This is a genomic window from Citrobacter sp. RHBSTW-00671 (assembly GCF_014103415.1).
Lineage (GTDB): Bacteria > Pseudomonadota > Gammaproteobacteria > Enterobacterales > Enterobacteriaceae > Citrobacter.
In genome coordinates, this window is the sequence record NZ_JABXPR010000001.1 from 2,176,138 (window position 1) to 2,193,030 (window position 16,893).

The 16,893-nt window shown below is 54.0% G+C and carries 17 protein-coding genes; 9 read left to right on the forward strand and 8 right to left on the reverse strand.

All coding sequences use genetic code 11. The annotated features are described in order from the left end of the window. The first annotated feature begins 43 nt into the window (after nucleotides 1-43). From elaB to pmrD, 8 genes are all read left to right on the forward strand, one after another. Nucleotides 44-349, forward strand: coding sequence for a stress response protein ElaB (gene elaB, locus HV261_RS10310; protein ID WP_137384151.1), 306 nt, complete (start codon nucleotides 44-46; stop codon nucleotides 347-349). A gap of 94 nt (nucleotides 350-443) precedes the next feature. After that, entirely contained in the window at nucleotides 444-1,742 is a 1,299-nt protein-coding gene (menF, locus tag HV261_RS10315) for an isochorismate synthase MenF (RefSeq protein WP_202038198.1), read from the forward strand. A gap of 87 nt (nucleotides 1,743-1,829) precedes the next feature. Further along, nucleotides 1,830-3,500 (forward strand): 2-succinyl-5-enolpyruvyl-6-hydroxy-3-cyclohexene-1-carboxylic-acid synthase, encoded by a 1,671-nt coding sequence (gene menD / locus HV261_RS10320; protein ID WP_202038199.1) that lies wholly within the window; start codon nucleotides 1,830-1,832, stop codon nucleotides 3,498-3,500. Next, a complete protein-coding gene (gene menH, locus HV261_RS10325) occupies nucleotides 3,497-4,255 on the forward strand; it encodes a 2-succinyl-6-hydroxy-2,4-cyclohexadiene-1-carboxylate synthase (RefSeq protein WP_202038200.1) in 759 nt (252 codons plus the stop codon). Before menD ends, menH begins: the two co-directional genes overlap by 4 nt. A 14-nt stretch (nucleotides 4,256-4,269) precedes the next feature. Then, nucleotides 4,270-5,127: a 1,4-dihydroxy-2-naphthoyl-CoA synthase gene (gene menB / locus HV261_RS10330; RefSeq protein WP_137384147.1), complete on the forward strand. Its 858-nt coding sequence runs from the start codon at nucleotides 4,270-4,272 to the stop codon at nucleotides 5,125-5,127. Further along, on the forward strand, nucleotides 5,127-6,089 hold the full coding sequence (menC, locus tag HV261_RS10335) for an o-succinylbenzoate synthase (RefSeq protein WP_202038201.1): 963 nt from the start codon (nucleotides 5,127-5,129) through the stop codon (nucleotides 6,087-6,089). Before menB ends, menC begins: the two co-directional genes overlap by 1 nt. Further along, the gene (gene menE / locus HV261_RS10340; protein WP_202038202.1) at nucleotides 6,086-7,516 is read left to right on the forward strand and encodes an o-succinylbenzoate--CoA ligase; all 1,431 of its coding nucleotides are present in this window, start codon (nucleotides 6,086-6,088) and stop codon (nucleotides 7,514-7,516) included. Before menC ends, menE begins: the two co-directional genes overlap by 4 nt. A gap of 106 nt (nucleotides 7,517-7,622) precedes the next feature. Beyond that, the gene (gene pmrD / locus HV261_RS10345) at nucleotides 7,623-7,886 is read left to right on the forward strand and encodes a signal transduction protein PmrD (RefSeq protein WP_202038203.1); all 264 of its coding nucleotides are present in this window, start codon (nucleotides 7,623-7,625) and stop codon (nucleotides 7,884-7,886) included. Nucleotides 7,887-7,888: 2 nt separating this feature from the next. Here pmrD and arnF read toward each other — a convergent pair whose 3' ends face one another. The 8 genes from arnF to nudI all read right to left on the reverse strand — a co-directional run bounded on the left by arnF (nucleotide 7,889) and on the right by nudI (nucleotide 15,982). After that, the gene (gene arnF / locus HV261_RS10350) at nucleotides 7,889-8,275 is read right to left on the reverse strand and encodes a 4-amino-4-deoxy-L-arabinose-phosphoundecaprenol flippase subunit ArnF (protein WP_137384143.1); all 387 of its coding nucleotides are present in this window, start codon (nucleotides 8,273-8,275) and stop codon (nucleotides 7,889-7,891) included. Further along, a complete protein-coding gene (gene arnE / locus HV261_RS10355) occupies nucleotides 8,275-8,610 on the reverse strand; it encodes a 4-amino-4-deoxy-L-arabinose-phosphoundecaprenol flippase subunit ArnE (protein ID WP_202038204.1) in 336 nt (111 codons plus the stop codon). The genes arnF and arnE overlap by 1 nt, the downstream gene beginning before the upstream one ends. After that, on the reverse strand, nucleotides 8,607-10,262 hold the full coding sequence (gene arnT, locus HV261_RS10360; RefSeq protein WP_202039682.1) for a lipid IV(A) 4-amino-4-deoxy-L-arabinosyltransferase: 1,656 nt from the start codon (nucleotides 10,260-10,262) through the stop codon (nucleotides 8,607-8,609). The genes arnE and arnT overlap by 4 nt, the downstream gene beginning before the upstream one ends. Then, nucleotides 10,259-11,161 carry a 4-deoxy-4-formamido-L-arabinose-phosphoundecaprenol deformylase gene (gene arnD / locus HV261_RS10365; protein WP_202038205.1) on the reverse strand — a complete coding sequence of 301 codons (903 nt, stop codon included), beginning with the start codon at nucleotides 11,159-11,161 and terminating at the stop codon, nucleotides 10,259-10,261. Before arnD ends, arnT begins: the two co-directional genes overlap by 4 nt. After that, the gene (arnA, locus tag HV261_RS10370) at nucleotides 11,158-13,140 is read right to left on the reverse strand and encodes a bifunctional UDP-4-amino-4-deoxy-L-arabinose formyltransferase/UDP-glucuronic acid oxidase ArnA (protein ID WP_202038206.1); all 1,983 of its coding nucleotides are present in this window, start codon (nucleotides 13,138-13,140) and stop codon (nucleotides 11,158-11,160) included. Before arnA ends, arnD begins: the two co-directional genes overlap by 4 nt. After that, nucleotides 13,137-14,120, reverse strand: coding sequence for an undecaprenyl-phosphate 4-deoxy-4-formamido-L-arabinose transferase (gene arnC, locus HV261_RS10375; protein WP_137384140.1), 984 nt, complete (start codon nucleotides 14,118-14,120; stop codon nucleotides 13,137-13,139). The genes arnA and arnC overlap by 4 nt, the downstream gene beginning before the upstream one ends. A 2-nt stretch (nucleotides 14,121-14,122) precedes the next feature. Continuing rightward, nucleotides 14,123-15,262, reverse strand: coding sequence for a UDP-4-amino-4-deoxy-L-arabinose aminotransferase (gene arnB, locus HV261_RS10380; protein WP_137384269.1), 1,140 nt, complete (start codon nucleotides 15,260-15,262; stop codon nucleotides 14,123-14,125). A gap of 294 nt (nucleotides 15,263-15,556) precedes the next feature. Further along, nucleotides 15,557-15,982 carry a nucleoside triphosphatase NudI gene (gene nudI, locus HV261_RS10385; protein ID WP_202038207.1) on the reverse strand — a complete coding sequence of 142 codons (426 nt, stop codon included), beginning with the start codon at nucleotides 15,980-15,982 and terminating at the stop codon, nucleotides 15,557-15,559. A gap of 317 nt (nucleotides 15,983-16,299) precedes the next feature. Here nudI and HV261_RS10390 point away from each other — a divergent pair, with 317 nt between their 5' ends. Beyond that, on the forward strand, nucleotides 16,300-16,842 hold the full coding sequence (locus HV261_RS10390) for a YfaZ family protein (RefSeq protein ID WP_202038208.1): 543 nt from the start codon (nucleotides 16,300-16,302) through the stop codon (nucleotides 16,840-16,842). Nucleotides 16,843-16,893 lie beyond the last annotated feature (51 nt).

Below are 16,893 nucleotides of genomic sequence, written 5' to 3' on the forward strand. Positions count from 1 at the left end.
TCGTCTATAGTTAGCGGGTACGTCAATAGAAAGGGAGAATATAATGTCTTTTCATTCTTACGAATCACGTATTGATGATGATTTGGAATTATTGAGCGAAACGCTGGCAGAAGTGCTACGTTCTTCCGGCGATCCTGCCGACCAGAAGTATCTTGAGTTAAAAGCGCGGGCTGAGCAGGCGTTAGAAGAGGTGAGAAATCGCGTTAGTCACGCCTCTGACAGTTACTATTATCGTGCAAAGCAGGCAGTTTGCCGGGCCGATGACTATGTACACGAAAAACCCTGGCGTGGGATCGGCGTGGGGGCGACAGTCGGTTTAGTGATGGGATTATTGCTGGCACGGCGATAAATATAGCGCTGTCATCTCACTCCCTATACGGGGGTACTGCTTTTTCTGCTCAGTACCCCGTATAATGAGAGGTTTTTAACAGGGAGAGGTCCGCGTGCATTCAATCACTACTGCGCTGGAAAGTCTGATGCGCATTTTGTCGCAAGAGATACCGGCAGCACCTGGCATTCGTATTTACGACATACCTTTCCCACTGAACGATGCTTTTGACGCTTTAGGATGGCTGGCCAGCCAGCCCGTCTGGCCTCAGTTTTACTGGCAGCAACGTAACGGTGATGAAGAAGCGGCTGTGCTGGGCGCAGTGGCGACATTCTCCTCACTGGAATCTGCCCAACGGTTTTTACGCCAATATGATAATCACCCCGAACTGCGCATCTGGGGCCTGAATGCGTTTGAGCCGCAGCGCGGTAATTTATTGCTACCGCGACTGGAATGGCGACGCTGTGCCGGGGTTGCGACCTTACGACTTCATCTGTATAGCGACGTGTCGTTGCGTGAAGATGCCGCGCAGGCTGCTGCGTTTATTTCAACGCTTGCGCAGGTAAAACCGCTTCCCGCATTGCGTTTGATTTTGACGGGAGAACAGCACTGGCCGGATAAAGACGGTTGGGTTCGCCTGATTGAGCTTGCCACGCAGACCATTGCTGAGGAAGAACTCGACAAAGTGGTGCTGGCGCGTGCGACCGATTTACAGTTTTCTCAGCCGGTTAATGCCGCGGCGGTTATGGCCTCCAGCCGGCGTTTAAATCTCAACTGTTACCACTTCTATATGGCGTTTTCCGCCGAATCGGCTTTTCTTGGCTCTTCCCCTGAACGTCTGTATAGACGGCGTGACACGGCACTGCGCACTGAGGCGCTGGCCGGAACGGTCGCCAATCACCCTGACGATCATCGCGCCTGGCAGCTTGGTGAATGGCTGATGAAGGACGATAAAAACCAGCGTGAGAACATGTTGGTGGTGGAAGATATTTGTCAACGGCTGCAAAACTGTACGCAAACCCTCGATGTCCTGCCGCCGCAGGTACTCAGACTGCGCAAAGTACAGCATCTGCGCCGCTGTATCTGGACTGCGCTCAATCAGGCGGACGATACGCTTTGTCTGGTACAGCTACAGCCTACTGCAGCCGTAGCGGGTATTCCCCGCGAGCTGGCGCGTGAATTTATCCAACATAATGAACCCTTTGAACGCGAGTGGTACGCCGGTTCCGCGGGTTATCTTTCACTGCGTCAGAGCGAGTTTTGCGTGTCATTACGTTCAGCGAAAATTAGCGCAAATGTCGTACGCCTGTATGCCGGGGCGGGGATCGTGCGCGGTTCAGATCCTGAGCAAGAATGGCAAGAAATAGATAATAAAGCGGCAGGGTTACGTACTTTATTACAGATGGAAGGATAATGATTTCGTGTATATTCCCGACTCATATCAAAAATCCATTTATTCGATTCTTTATACTGTGTCGCAATATTGATACCGGACAATCTCATGTCAGTAAGCGCATTTAACCGACGCTGGGCGGCGGTCATTCTGGAAGCACTCACTCGCCACGGCGTCAGGCATGTTTGCATTGCCCCTGGCTCGCGTTCGACGCCGTTGACTTTAGCGGCAGCGGAAAATCCCGCTTTTATCCATCATACGCATTTTGACGAGCGCGGACTGGGACATCTCGCCTTAGGTCTGGCGAAAGTCAGCAGGCAACCTGTTGCCGTTATTGTCACCTCTGGTACGGCGGTAGCGAATTTGTATCCGGCGCTGATTGAAGCCGGACTGACCGGTGAAAAACTGATTTTACTCACCGCTGACAGACCGCCTGAGCTTATTGACTGTGGCGCTAACCAGGCGATTCGTCAGGCCGGCATGTTTGCGTCACATCCGTCGCAAACGCTCTCTTTACCGCGTCCGACGCAGGACATTCCGGCAAGCTGGCTGGTGTCTACCCTCGATAACGCTCTGGCCTCACTGCACAGCGGTGCGGTACACATTAACTGCCCGTTTGCGGAGCCGCTGTATGGCGAGATGGACGACACGGGCATTGAGTGGCAGCAGCGCCTGGGCGACTGGTGGCAGGATGACAAACCCTGGTTGCGCGAAGCGCGTCGGCTGGAAAGCGACAAACAGCGCGACTGGTTCTTCTGGCGGCAAAAACGTGGTGTGGTACTTGCCGGGCGCATGAGCGCCGAAGAGGGCAAGAAAGTTGCGCTCTGGGCGCAGACGTTAGGCTGGCCACTCATTGGTGATGTGCTGTCGCAAACCGGACAGCCGTTGCCCTGCGCCGATCTGTGGCTGGGGAACGCGAAAGCGGTCGCTGAATTAGAGCAGGCGCAGATTGTGGTGCAGCTCGGCAGTAGTCTGACCGGTAAACGACTGCTGCAATGGCAGGCTAGCTGCGATCCGCAGGAATACTGGATTGTCGATAATATCGAAGGCCGCCTCGATCCGGCCCATCATCGTGGCCGCAGGTTGGTGGCGAAAGTTGGCGATTGGCTGGAGCTGCATCCGGCGGAGAAACGTCAGCCCTGGTGCGTAGAAATCCCTCGTCTGGCGCAACAGGCATGGCAGGCGGTAGAAGCCCGCCGCGACACGTTTGGCGAAGCACAGCTGGCGCACCGTATTCGCGAGTATCTGCCAGAGCAGGGACAGTTGTTCGTGGGGAACAGCCTGGTTGTACGGCTGATTGACGCGCTGTCTCAGCTTCCGGCAGGTTTTCCGGTTTACAGCAATCGCGGTGCGAGCGGTATTGACGGTCTGCTATCAACCGCGGCAGGCGTACAGCGTGCCAGTGCGAAATCGACGCTGGCTATTGTTGGCGATTTATCCGCGCTGTATGACCTGAATGCGCTGGCGCTTTTGCGCCAGGTTTCCGCACCGTTTGTCCTGATTGTGGTGAATAATAACGGCGGACAGATTTTCTCTCTGCTGCCAACCCCGCCAGGCGAACGTGAACGGTTCTACCTGATGCCGCAGAACGTCCATTTTGAGCATGCCGCGGCTATGTTTGACCTCAAATATCACCGCCCGGAGAACTGGGCGCAACTGGAGAGCGCGCTGACGAACGCCTGGCGTACTCCGGTGGCAACGGTGATTGAGCTGGTAGTGAATGAAACTGACGGGGCGCAAACCCTGCAGCAACTGCTGGCGCAGGTCAGTCATCTATGATCCTGCACGCGCAGGCGAACACGGGGCAGGTGGATTTCCCCTGGCTGGTTTTCCTGCACGGATTTTCCGGCGATCGCCGGGAATGGCAGGCGGTCGGTGAAGCATTCCCGGACTATTCGCGGCTGTATATCGACCTGCCTGGCCACGGCGGTTCTGCTGATATCAGCGTGAACGGATTCGATGACGTCAGCGATATGTTGCGTAACACGTTGCTTAGTTACAACATACTTAACTACTGGCTGGTGGGATATTCCCTTGGCGGCAGAGTCGCAATGATGGCGGCCTGTCAGGGGATGCCGGGGCTCTGCGGCCTGATTGTTGAAGGTGGACACCCAGGCTTACAACACGAAGATGAGCGCGTTCAGCGTCGCCTTGCAGATGGGCGTTGGGCCGCACGTTTTCGCCGTGAGCCGTTGCGCGAGGTGTTTAATGACTGGTACCAGCAACCGGTTTTCGCTTCGCTGGATACGACTCAAAGAGAGGCGTTGGTCGCTTTACGCTGCCAGAATAAGGGTGAAACGTTGGCGGCAATGCTGGAAGCCACCTCGCTGGCCGTACAACCTGATTTACGTGTGCAACTGAAAACGCGCACATTTCCGTTTTATTATTTATGTGGTGAACGTGACGATAAATTCCGCGCTCTGGCGGCGGAAATATCCGTACCGAACCATGTGATTCGTAACGCCGGACACAACGCGCATCGGGAGAATCCCGCTGGCGTGGTGGACTGTCTGGCTCAGATTCTGCGTCGCTGACTATAGGACATTTTATGATCTATCCTGATGAAACAATGCTTTACGCACCGGTAGAATGGCTCGATTGCTCTGAAGGCTACACCGACATTCGCTATGAGAAATCCACCGACGGTATCGCAAAAATCACCATTAATCGTCCGCAGGTACGCAATGCTTTCCGTCCTGTCACCGTCAAAGAGATGATTCAGGCGCTGGCGGATGCGCGCTATGACGACAATATCGGCGTGATTATTCTGACCGGCGCGGGCGACAAAGCGTTCTGTGCGGGCGGCGATCAGAAAGTACGTGGCGATTACGGCGGATACCAGGATGACTCCGGTGTGCATCACCTGAACGTACTGGACTTCCAGCGCCAGATTCGTACCTGTCCGAAACCGGTTGTCGCGATGGTGGCAGGGTATTCCATCGGTGGTGGCCATGTGCTGCACATGATGTGTGACCTGACCATTGCGGCTGAAAACGCCATCTTTGGTCAGACTGGCCCGAAAGTCGGTTCCTTCGACGGCGGGTGGGGCGCATCCTACATGGCGCGTATCGTCGGCCAGAAAAAAGCACGTGAAATCTGGTTCCTGTGCCGTCAATACGATGCAAAACAGGCGCTGGATATGGGCCTGGTCAATACCGTGGTTCCGCTGGTCGATCTGGAAAAAGAGACTGTGCGCTGGTGTCGTGAAATGCTGCAAAACAGCCCGATGGCGCTGCGTTGCCTGAAAGCTGCACTGAATGCCGACTGCGATGGCCAGGCGGGTCTGCAGGAGCTGGCCGGGAACGCGACCATGCTGTTCTACATGACGGAAGAAGGTCAGGAAGGCCGTAACGCCTTTAACCAGAAACGCCAGCCTGACTTCAGCAAATTCAAACGGAATCCGTAATGCGTAGCGCGCAGGTATACCGTTGGCAGATCCCCATGGACGCGGGGGTGATTTTGCGTGACAGGCGGTTAAAAACGCGTGACGGGCTGTACGTTTGTCTTCGTGACGGCGAGCACGAAGGGTGGGGAGAGATCTCTCCACTACCGGGCTTCAGCCAGGAAACCTGGGAAGAGGCGCAAACTGCGCTGCTGGCCTGGGTTAACGGTTGGCTGCAGGGGGATTCATCCTTACCACAACTGCCTGCCGTTGCATTTGGTGTTAGCTGTGCGCTGGCCGAGCTTGAGGGTACGTTGCCTGAGGCGGCGGACTATCGTGCTGCGCCGTTGTGTACCGGTGATCCTGACGATCTGGTGCTGCAACTGGCAGACATGCCTGGCGAGAAAGTTGCGAAGGTAAAAGTCGGTCTGTATGAAGCTGTTCGCGACGGTATGGTCGTCAATCTGTTGCTGGAGGCGATCCCGGAACTGCACCTGCGGCTCGATGCCAATCGTGCGTGGACGCCGCTGAAAGCCCAGCAGTTTGCGAAATATGTCAATCCTGAGTATCGCGGCCGCATTGCCTTCCTCGAAGAGCCGTGTAAAACCCGTGATGATTCCCGTGCGTTCTCGCGTGAAACAGGGATTGCCATCGCCTGGGATGAAAGTCTGCGTGAAGCCGATTTCACCTTTATGGCCGAAGAGGGCGTGAAGGCTGTCGTCATCAAGCCTACGCTGACGGGTAGCCTCGACAAGGTGCGTGAGCAGGTTGCAGTCGCACACGCGCTCGGTCTCACCGCCGTGATCAGCTCCTCTATCGAATCGAGCCTGGGCTTAACCCAGCTGGCGCGCATTGCTGCCTGGTTGACGCCACAGACTATCCCTGGTCTGGATACGCTCAGCCTGATGCAGTGCCAGCAGGTGCGCACCTGGCCGGGTAGCGCGTTGCCGTGCATTGAGGTCGATGCGCTGGAACGATTGCTATGACCCAGTGGGAAATGCCCGATGGCGCAAGCGCATCGGGCCTGGAGCGATTGTCCGATACGCCTGATTTTACTGACTGGCCGTGGCGTCACTGGCGACAGGCTCGTGCGGACGCGCCAGCCTTACGCCTCAACGATGAGGTGTTAAGCTGGGGCGATCTCTGTGCGCGAGTCGATCGTCTGGCAAGTGGCTTTGCGGCTCAAGGGGTGGAAGAGGGCGATGGCATATTGCTCCGCGCCTGGAATCATCCCCGTCCGCTGCTGGCCTGGCTGGCATTGTTGCAGTGCGGGGCACGAATTTTACCTGTGAACCCGCAGTTGCCACAGTCGTTGCTGGATGTGTTAATCCCGGATCTGACGCTGCGTTTTGCGCTGGATCTGGAAGGCGAAAGTCCACTCCCGGGACTGACACCGCTGCGAATGCTGGAACAGTCTGGCGAGCATGCTGCCGTCTGGTTGCCTCAGCGCTTGAGCACAATGACGTTAACCTCCGGCTCAACCGGACTGCCGAAAGCGGCGGTACATACCTGTCAGGCGCATTTGGCGAGTGCGCAGGGGGTGCTGTCACTGATGCCATTTGGCGAAAACGATGACTGGCTGCTCTCGCTACCGTTATTTCACGTTTCCGGTCAGGGGATTATGTGGCGCTGGTTGTTTGCCGGGGCGCGTATGACCGTGCGCGATAAGCAGCCGTTAGAGCAGATGCTGGCGGGTTGTACCCATGCTTCGCTGGTTCCCACGCAGCTTTGGCGACTGTTGGTCAATAACGCACCGGTATCGCTAAAGGCCGTGTTGCTGGGCGGTGCCGCGATTCCTGTTGAATTGACGGAACAAGCGCGTGAGCAGGGTATTCGCTGCTGGTGCGGTTACGGGTTGACGGAATTTGCCTCCACGGTGTGTGCGAAAGAAGCCGATGGTAAGGCGGATGTCGGCTCTGCGCTACCAGGCAGAGAAGTCAGGATTGTTGATGATGAAGTCTGGCTGCGTGCCGCCAGCATGGCGCAAGGGTACTGGCGTAACGGACAGCTTTATCCGCTGGTTAATGCGCAAGGCTGGTTTGCCACCCGCGATCGCGGCATCGTGCATGATGGCAAGCTAACCCTTGTCGGGCGGATGGACAACCTGTTCTTTAGTGGCGGAGAAGGGATACAACCGGAAGAGGTGGAGCGCGTTATTGTATCGCATCCCCATGTTCTACAAGCTTTTATTGTGCCAATCGAAGATGAAGAGTTTGGCCATCGCCCCGTTGCGGTAGTGGAGTACGATGCCGAAGCTGGAAGTATTGATCTGGCTGAATGGGTGAAAGATAAGCTGGCACGTTTCCAGCAACCCGTTCGTTGGCTAACCTTACCCGCAGAATTGAAAAGCGGTGGTATTAAGATTTCTCGCCGGGCGCTGCTGGAGTGGGTCCGTACCCGCGGTAAAGCTTAAGAAAACATTAAATTTATCCCGCATAATTGCCATTCCCGGGCCATTGTCCTTTGGTTTATCTGCTAAAGTGTAACCTATTGTGAAAATCATTAGCAAAAGGTGCGCTATGGAATGGCATGTGAAGAAGTCTTGCTGTAACCGAAAAGCAGGGAGGCTCTATATTGTTCTTTGTGATACCGATGGTTCGTTGAAAATGCTGGCTGAAGCGCAAGCCTGCGAGCGTGTAAAAGTCGGCGATCTGCTGTCACCGCTAAAAGATGCCCAGTATTGTATTAACCGTGACACATCGCGAGTGATTAAAATCATTGATGCCAGACAGTATCTCTGTGAAGAATGGGAGCGTCTGCGACAACTGTCTGACGATAAATGATCTCAGGGCGTGTGTTGGCGGGCAGGTAAGAATATGGTCATTAATCCCGCCATAATACACAGCACACCCACCAGGGCTTTTATTGAGAAGGTTCCCTGCCAGCCAGGTAAAATCATTGATGCGATCCACACCAGCACATAGCTGAGGCTGAGCAAGGCATAGGCTTTGCTCAGCGCGAGCTGATGCAGGGCTTTATGCCAGCACATCACTGACAGTAAATAACCTACCAGCCCGCCATACAAGGCGAATGCGCTGCTGCTGGTTGAAAAAACGGCGGAGATAAACGCCAGCGGTTGCAGCATGGGCGGCAGATTATCCATCGCGTAACCCAGACTTAGCTGAGCAACCGACGTAATAATCACGCTGCACAGCCCCCAAAAGATGCCCATTACACCGCACTCCCAAGAATAAAGATGCCGGTGATGAGTAGCCCAACCCCCAGCCAGTGACGCGTTGTGACAGGTTCGCGCCAGATTTTCCATGCCGCCAGCGTGACCCATACAAAGTTCAGGCTTAGCATTGGGTAGGCGATACCGACGGGAACATTCTGCAATACTGCCAGCCAGAGCAGCATGGCCAGTCCCAGACAGGCCAGCGCCAGACCAATCCACTGCGCGATATAGCGTGTTCGCGCGTGGGCGGGTACCGGGCGGGTGGCCTGCTTCTGGCACAATTGTCCACAGACGCTGAGCAGGCTGGCAAGGACTAAGGTTAGCCAGATCATTTAGGCCGGTACTGAATCAAGACCAGGCGCCCCTGATTGTCGATATAGTCGGCGGGGGGAATGGCAAGCTGATTAATATCTTCATCCTTCGAAATTGATAGCACGAGCGTAATGATCCCCTCCTGACGATGTCGCGCCAACCAGTCGGCAAAGTCATCCCTGCTGACGAAGCGTCCCTGGGCATCCGGATAATTAAGGCCGTATTTTAACTCACCTGTTTGCCCGTACATGTTGATGTCATCGCGTTTCAGGCTCCAGGCCAGGCCTGCGGCAACGCCAACACTGTCGGTGAAAATATAACGGCTCGACTCCAGCGACTCTTTGGTCATCTCGACAAAAAACTGTGGCTGTTTGGATTCCATTACCCGGTCCGGTACTGAGAAACCGAACAACAGCGCCAGCCCCAGCGGGCAGAGCGCTGCTAATTTCCAGTTTTTTTCACGGTTGTTAAGCGTATACCAGCCAAATAGCGCCCAGGTGATAAAGATACCCCATGAGCAAAACACTTTATACGTTTCGATATGCGACCAGACCGGTGTCTTCAACGGCCCGAGCGTAGACACGATAAATGTGGCGACAATACCAATAACACCGAACAGAATGTTGATCCAAGCGTTGACGCGCAGCGCTGCAGAACCTTTTTCAGCCGCCTGCAAGCCAAACCGTGCGGTAAGGATCGCCAGCGGTGCGAAGCAGGAAAGAATATAGGTTGGCAGCTTCCCTTTGGCGATACTGAAAAACAGAATCGGCATGACAATCCAGCCCAGCAGATATAGCGCGCTACGCGGGATATCCCGTTCACGCCAGCCGGTACGCAATGCCCCCGGTAGTAGCCCGAGCCAGGGTAAGGCGCCCGCCACGAAAACCGGTATGTAGTACCAGAATGGCGCTTTATGCTGGGCATCATCCTGCGCAAAACGCTGAATATGCTCAATCCAGAAAAAGTAGTGCCAGAAGTCGGGTTCGCGTTGTGCAATCGCCAGCCCCCACGGCAGGACAATGGCAATACAGCTGATAATCGACAACAGGCCGTAAATAAAGATCTCTTTCCAGCGCTTTTGCACGAAAACCCATGGCAACACGCTGAGGACGGGGACAGCGAGCGCGAGAAAGCCTTTGGTCATCACGCCCATGCCGCAGGTGAATCCTAACAGCAAAAAGGCGACAATTTTACCTGTTCTGGTGGTGGCCTGCATTCCCTCCCAAAAACAGCACATGCCTGCCATCAGCCACAGCGCGATAATGGGATCAAGTACCGCATAGGTTCCGATACTGTAAACAGAAAAAAACGTTAGAAAGATAACGGCAGAGAGTAGGGCCGTACGTTTATCACGCCATAGCCGCATTGCCAGCCAGGCGACCAGGAGTGCAGTCAGTAGGGTTGCAAAAATAGCCCCCGCCCTGACGCCAAAGTTGTTTGCGCCAAACAACCATTGCCCGATGCTGTTTAACCAGTACCCCGCGATGGGCTTTTCAAAATAGCGTAGCCCTAAAAAATGTGGGACGATCCAGTCGCCAGACGTCAGCATTTCCCGGCTGATTTCAGCGTAGCGCGTTTCGTCGGGCTGCCAGAGCAGGCGGCTATTGATGGGTAAAATAAAATACAGTGCAATAAATGCGACAAATGCCAGGGCGTAACGTGCGGATTTCATGGTGTCACACTCGCGGGTTGCTGGCAGCCGAGCCATCCCTCTCTGCCGGGTATTTTGCCACGAACGATCTGGCCCGTTGGCAGTGTACTGATATCGTCTGGTAACAGTTCGCCCAGTGGACAAAACGTAATCCCAGCGTCGGCGGCACGAATGAGCAGATCGTCAAATTTCTGCTGAAAAGCAATGCCTTCCACCTCTGCGTGAATCGTGTAGACCGGGGTGCCTTTGTCCCGCTGAATGCGGGAGAGAATATAGTCGTTGAAGTCCGCGGCCTGCACCTCCTGACCAACCACCTCATCCCATGTTGGTAGCGTGACCGGAATTTGTGGCGTCCCCATTTCTCCTGTTTCAAGTACAGGACGGAATAACGATGTTCCCCTGCAATCGCTGTTATAGCGCAGATGGAATGTTTCTTTTGCCTCGACCACGCGCGAGTCGGCACGCCAGCCAGCGACGGCAGAACAGGTGACGGGTTGGCCGATGAGCGTTTCGAGCGCATTAATGCCCCGCGAAATATCATCAATCAGCTGTTTATCGTTCCAATTGCCGCTTCGTGATTGCCAGGCATGATGATCCCAGGCGTGTAAGCCTGTTTCGTGATACCGGGCAGCTTGCGAAATGATGGCCGCATTGGCCAGGCCAATTTCTTTTCCAGGCCAGGCGGTGCCAGCCAGTAAAATATCCCACCCGTAGAGTGAGGCTGCGTTTGAGCGCAGCATCTTCCACAAAAATTGCGGCTTCACCAGACGCCAGAGATGGCGTCCCATATTGTCGGGCCCGACGCTAAAAAAGAAACTTGCCCGAACGTTATGCCGGTTCAATGTCTCCAGCAGGCGGGGCACGCCTTCGCGTGTCCCCCTGAATGTATCGACATCTATGCGCAAGCCCACTTTGGTCATGATGTGTGTTCCGTGATATCCACACTGCGTAAGAAGAAGTCCAGCGTCTCTTCAACCGTTTCTTGCATCTCGATTGTTGGTTCCCAGTTCAGGCAACGTTTGGCGTTACGAATACTGGGTTTGCGGTGCTCAACGTCCTGGTAGCCTTTGCCATAGTAGCTGCTACTCTCAACGTCGCGGAAACCAGCAAACGGCGGGAAGTGCTGGCGCAATGGATGTTTTTCGAAACAGGAAAGGAGCATTTCAGCCAGTTCCTGAATACTGGCTTCGTTATCCGGGTTACCAATATTGATGATCTCGCCATCACAGCGCCCGCCGTCGTTTTCAATGATACGGAACAAGGCTTCGATACCGTCACGAATGTCGGTAAAGCAGCGCTTTTGCTTACCACCTTCAATCAGCTTGATGGGGGAGCCTTCCACCAGATTCAGGATCAGTTGGGTAATGGCGCGTGAGCTGCCGATACGTGCGGCGTTCAGGCTGTCCAGACGCGGTCCCATCCAGTTAAACGGACGGAATAAGGTGAAACGTAGCCCTTCTTTTTCACCGTATGCCCAAATGACGCGATCCAGCAGTTGTTTAGAGACCGAGTAGATCCAGCGCGGTTTATTAACCGGGCCGACGATCAGGTTGGAGCTGTCTTCATCGAAATCTTTATCGGTACACATACCGTAAACTTCAGATGTTGACGGGAAAATGATGCGTTTGCGGTACTTGACACAGTAACGAATAATTTTCAGGTTTTCTTCAAAATCAAGTTCGAAGACGCGCAGCGGGTTGCGGGTATATTCAATCGGCGTGGCAATGGCGACCAGTGGCAGCACGACGTCGCATTTTTTCACATGATATTCAATCCATTCGGAGTGAATGCTGATATCGCCTTCCACGAAATGGAATCGTGGGTGTTGCAGAAAACGCTCAATCGCATCGCTGCCGATATCAAGCCCGTAGATTTCGTAGTTATCTTCGCGCAGCAGGCGTTCAGTCAGGTGGTTGCCAATGAAACCGTTAACGCCAAGGATCAAAACCCGGGTGCGGCGTTTGCTGGCGGAAACGGGCTGGCTGTTGAGGCGGGAACCGGCGACCAGACCCAAAACTTGTGCCAGCTGTGAGCCCTGCATGGTAATGCCATCACCCGCTTGCCCGGTAATGATTTCGAGTGCGCCATCGGCACAGGCAATCAGCAATGGTGATACGGAGATAACCGTTCCTGGCAGCGCCGCAGATGAATTTGCACTCTGGCGCGATGACCAGATGGTGAATTTTTGCGTACCGGCATAGCTAAATGCACCCGGCCATGGATCGGACACGGCGCGAACCATGTTATGCAGTTGTGCGCAGGGTTTATTCCAGTCGAGGAAACTGTCTTCCGGCGTGCGGCGACCAAAACAGGTGGCATCGGCTTCCTGTTGTGGGTACTCCTGAAAATCACCGGCTTTGATGGCCGGCAGCGCCTGTGCCAGTACCTCGCGGGCAGACTGGCATAATTTATGGTGCAGGGTTAACGCCACGTCATCGGGGGAAATGGTAATGCGTTGCTGGGCGACGATGGCACCGGCATCTGCGCGCTTGACCATGCGGTGCAGCGTCACACCTGTTTCGGTTTCGCCATTGACTAATACCCAGTTCAGCGGTGCACGGCCACGATATTTGGGCAGCAATGAGCCGTGCAGATTAAAGGCACCCACAGGCGCAAGACGCAGGATCTCATCGCTGAGTAAATGGCGATAGTAGAATGAGAAGATCACATCGGGGGCGAACTGGCCGATCCGCTCGATCCACAACGGATGATTGACCTCGTCCGGAGCGTACACCGGAATTCCTGCGCTGGCAGCGAGGCGGGAAACTGAGCCAAAAAACGCTTTTTCACCTGGGTTATCGGCATGCGTAAAAATCGCAGCGATGTCATAACCCGCATCCAACAGGGCCTGAACCCCCTGACATCCCATATCGTGATAGGCAAATACGACGGCTTTCATGCGCGGTTTTCCTCAGTTGACTGCGTGGTTTGCGGACGGATAACGTGTTGAACAAAATAGCGAGGGCGTGCGCGGACATCGTTATAGATGCGACCGATATATTCGCCGAGTAATCCCATGCCAATGAATTGCGCACCGATAAAGGTAAACAGCACGGCAAACAGCATAAACACACCTTCTGCCGCCCACTGCGGGCCGAGCGTCAGGCGAAGAACAACAAGCAGGACCGACAGGGTAAAGCCTGTGGCGGCAATGATGCTGCCCAGCAGGCTCAACATACGCAATGGCGTGGTGGTCAGGCAGGTTACCAGGTCATACATCAGGTTTATCAGACGCATGAAACTGTACTTAGAGTCGCCAAATTCACGCTCGGCATGGTGCACCGGGATTTCCGTGGCTCGGCGGGCAAAGATGTTAGCCAGGATCGGAATAAAGGTGCTGCGCTCCTGGCAATGCAACATGGCATCGACGATGTGACGGCGATAGGCGCGCAGCATGCAGCCGTAATCGCCCATGGCTTTACCGGTCGTGCGCTGAATCAGATGATTGATCATCCGTGAGGCGGTCTTACGAAAGCGGGTGTCCTGGCGGTTCTGACGCACCGTTCCGACGACATCGAAGCCTTCTTTTGCCGTGGCAACCAGCCGCGGGATCTCCTCGGGCGGGTTTTGCAAATCAGCATCCAACGTGATGATCAGGTCGCCAGTGACGTGGCTGAAACCGGCCATAATCGCCGAGTGTTGCCCATAGTTTCGATTCAACAGAATAGAGACAATATGGCTGTTCGGTGCCTGGGAGGCGTCCATCATCAGTTGAGCTGAATTGTCACTGCTACCGTCATCAATGAGCAGGATTTCATATTCAGTATCCAGTTTTTCGCAGGCGGCGCTGGTGCGCCTGATTAATTCTGGCAGGCTTTCCTGTTCGTTAAAAACGGGAATGACCACCGAGACTTTACTAATCGGTGAGGCTTCAAACATGCTTATTGTCCTGCAATCTGGCGAAGTGCCGTAATGACGCGTTGTGTGTCATCGTCGGTCATGTCGGGAAATAGCGGCAGTGAACAAATGCGAGCGCTATTCCATTCGGTATTAGGCAGAGAAAGATCGGTGAAACGTTCGCGATAATATTTCTGCGTGTGGGCCGCGCGAAAATGCAGGCCTGTGCCAATATTTCTGGCCTTTAGTGCTTCCATCAAAGCATCTCTGCTCAGCCCACAGCGGGCTTCATCCACGCGAATGATGAACAAATGCCAGGCGTGCACATGCGACCACTGGGGCAGGGTGAGCGGTTGAAACGGCGTATCGGCCAGCGCCTGTTGATACTGCTGCGCAATTTGCGCCCGGCGCGCGTTGAGGCGATCCAGCTTGTTCAACTGCACCAGGGCGATGGCGGCGTTGATGTCTGTCAGGTTGTACTTGTACCCCGGCGCGAGAACTTCAGCCTGCGGCGCGCGACCATAGGTTTGACGGTCATAAGCATCTACCCCCAGGCCGTGGAATTTCAGGCTACGAAGCCGTTGAGCGAGCTGGCTGTCGTCAGTAACAATCAGTCCACCCTCGGCACAGGTCACATTCTTGATCGCGTGAAAGGAAAAGATTGCGGTACCACGAGCACCAACATGACGACCCTTGTATAACGTTCCGACGGCGTGCGCTGCATCTTCAATAACAGGGATTCCGTAGCGTTCACCGATGGCGTAAATGGCATCAAGATCGGCGGGGGCCCCGGCATAATGCACGGGAATAATGGCTTTGGTACGCGGGGTGATAGCGGCTTCAATGTGTTCAGGGGTCACCATCAGCGTATCGCGGTCGACATCGATCATAACCGGTGTGGCGCCCAGCAGGACAATCATGTTGAGTGTAGATACCCACGTCATCGACGGGGTGATCACTTCATCGCCTTCACCCACACCCAGCGCCATTAGCGTAATGTGCATACCTGCCGTCGCGGAACAGACGGCAACAGCGTTTTGGTTACCTGTGAGCTGGCAGAAAGCGTCTTCCAACTGCTGATTTTTAGGACCCGTGGTTATCCACCCTGAATCCAGAACCGCCTTAACTGCGGCAAGTTCTTCATCACCCATTGCCGGACGGGAGAAAGGCAAAAAGTCAGACATCATTATTCCTTCAGCCATTTAACGCCACCGCCGTTTTATTTTTAGTGATAAACAGGGGCATCGTTAATTATTTCATCAGGCCACAAAGATTAAAGACTGAAGGTTAATTTATCCTTAAGAGTTTAAGGTTGGAGATATAAAGAGGAATGCGGAGGAGATCATTTTATTTGTCTGAAAATAAATGATTTTTACGTGTATTCTGTCGTGGCTATGGCATCGCTGCTCTGCTGCTGAATGATGAGTGCAATGCCATGATCTGAAGGGTCAATATTTTGCTGCTATCACCATGTGAACTTACAATAACCCTTTCAATGTTAACGTTTTACGTGTGGCGACGTTTAGGTCGTAATGGGCGAGATCTTCCGGTTTAACCCAGGCGAAATCCTGGAACTCTTCGTTAATCTTCACTTCACGGTTGGCGGAAATACAATCGAAGATGAGATAAATCATGTAAATCTCTTCCTGGCGACCATCAGCATAGGTTTTGGTTCGAATATCGTCACTGAAGGTCCAGGGGGTAATCTGCGATAACTCGAGGTGTTCTCCCAGCTCTTCCCTGATTTCCCGACGTAAGGCTTCTTCGATACGTTCGCCTGGCTCAACGCCGCCGCCAGACAACGCCCACTGGCCAGGGAAAACACCGCGATCGTCGGCCATTTTGCACAATAAATAACAGCCTTCATTTTGAATGAGTGGGCAAACAATCGTTCTTTGACGCATAAGTCTGTTCCTTGTAGGGGAGGGCGGAGGAGTCCATCGTAAACTTATCTTACCTTTTGCAGGCAACAGAAAAAACGCTTCATTGCTGTTTAAGCCTGCTTTGCCGGGGAAAAGAAGGTTGTCTGTTGAAAACGGCAATCAGGTGCCTTTAACCGTCTATTTCAGATAAGAACTTAACCTTACTGAAACATTGCGGGTAGTATTTAGTTACAATATGTCATTGTATCGCTTTTTTAGCTCATTGATTCCTCGCCATCTGGCAGTACAATCCAGCGGTTTTGGGGCTATGTTTTGATTCTTGCTGGAAAGGATAGAAAATGAAAAAAAGTTTATTACTGGGTTTTGCCGGAATGCTGTTTGTTTCTGCGTCGGCGAATGCGATTAGCATTAGCGGTCAGGCTGGCGAAGATTACACTAACCTTGGCTTTGGTATGGGTACTGAGTCCACCGGACTGGCTGTTAGCGGCAACTGGATGCATAACGATGACGACGGTGATGTTGCAGGGCTTGGCCTTGGTCTGAATATCCCTCTGGGTCCGTTGCTGGCAACAGTCGGTGGGAAAGGTATCTATACCAACCCGAAAGACGGTGATGAAGGCTACGCGGCAGCTGTCGGTGGTGGTTTACAGTGGCCGATTGGCGACAGTTTCCGTCTGTTTGGCGAATACTACTACTCCCCGGACTCACTCTCCAGCGGTATCGACAGCTACGAAGAAGCAAATGCCGGTGCGCGTCTGACGATTATGCGTCCGCTGAGCATCGAAGCCGGTTATCGTTACCTGAACCTGGCAGGTAAAGACGGCAACCGTGATAACGCAATTGCTGATGGCCCGTACGTTGGGGTTAACGCCAGCTTCTAACATTTCTGGCGCGGCGTTCAGTCGCGCCTTCCCCCCTCCATGCGTTATAGT

What these genes read in the sequence shown, in the direction of transcription:
- elaB (WP_137384151.1), top strand. Translation starts at nt 44, where the DNA reads ATGTCTTTTCATTCTTACGAATCACGTATTGATGATGATTTGGAATTA.
- menD (WP_202038199.1), top strand. Translation starts at nt 1,830, where the DNA reads ATGTCAGTAAGCGCATTTAACCGACGCTGGGCGGCGGTCATTCTGGAA.
- menH (WP_202038200.1), top strand. Translation starts at nt 3,497, where the DNA reads ATGATCCTGCACGCGCAGGCGAACACGGGGCAGGTGGATTTCCCCTGG.
- menB (WP_137384147.1), top strand. Translation starts at nt 4,270, where the DNA reads ATGATCTATCCTGATGAAACAATGCTTTACGCACCGGTAGAATGGCTC.
- menC (WP_202038201.1), top strand. Translation starts at nt 5,127, where the DNA reads ATGCGTAGCGCGCAGGTATACCGTTGGCAGATCCCCATGGACGCGGGG.
- menE (WP_202038202.1), top strand. Translation starts at nt 6,086, where the DNA reads ATGACCCAGTGGGAAATGCCCGATGGCGCAAGCGCATCGGGCCTGGAG.
- pmrD (WP_202038203.1), top strand. Translation starts at nt 7,623, where the DNA reads ATGGAATGGCATGTGAAGAAGTCTTGCTGTAACCGAAAAGCAGGGAGG.
- arnF (WP_137384143.1), bottom strand. Translation starts at nt 8,275, where the DNA reads ATGGGCATCTTTTGGGGGCTGTGCAGCGTGATTATTACGTCGGTTGCT.
- arnE (WP_202038204.1), bottom strand. Translation starts at nt 8,610, where the DNA reads ATGATCTGGCTAACCTTAGTCCTTGCCAGCCTGCTCAGCGTCTGTGGA.
- arnT (WP_202039682.1), bottom strand. Translation starts at nt 10,262, where the DNA reads ATGAAATCCGCACGTTACGCCCTGGCATTTGTCGCATTTATTGCACTG.
- arnD (WP_202038205.1), bottom strand. Translation starts at nt 11,161, where the DNA reads ATGACCAAAGTGGGCTTGCGCATAGATGTCGATACATTCAGGGGGACA.
- arnA (WP_202038206.1), bottom strand. Translation starts at nt 13,140, where the DNA reads ATGAAAGCCGTCGTATTTGCCTATCACGATATGGGATGTCAGGGGGTT.
- arnC (WP_137384140.1), bottom strand. Translation starts at nt 14,120, where the DNA reads ATGTTTGAAGCCTCACCGATTAGTAAAGTCTCGGTGGTCATTCCCGTT.
- arnB (WP_137384269.1), bottom strand. Translation starts at nt 15,262, where the DNA reads ATGTCTGACTTTTTGCCTTTCTCCCGTCCGGCAATGGGTGATGAAGAA.
- nudI (WP_202038207.1), bottom strand. Translation starts at nt 15,982, where the DNA reads ATGCGTCAAAGAACGATTGTTTGCCCACTCATTCAAAATGAAGGCTGT.
- HV261_RS10390 (WP_202038208.1), top strand. Translation starts at nt 16,300, where the DNA reads ATGAAAAAAAGTTTATTACTGGGTTTTGCCGGAATGCTGTTTGTTTCT.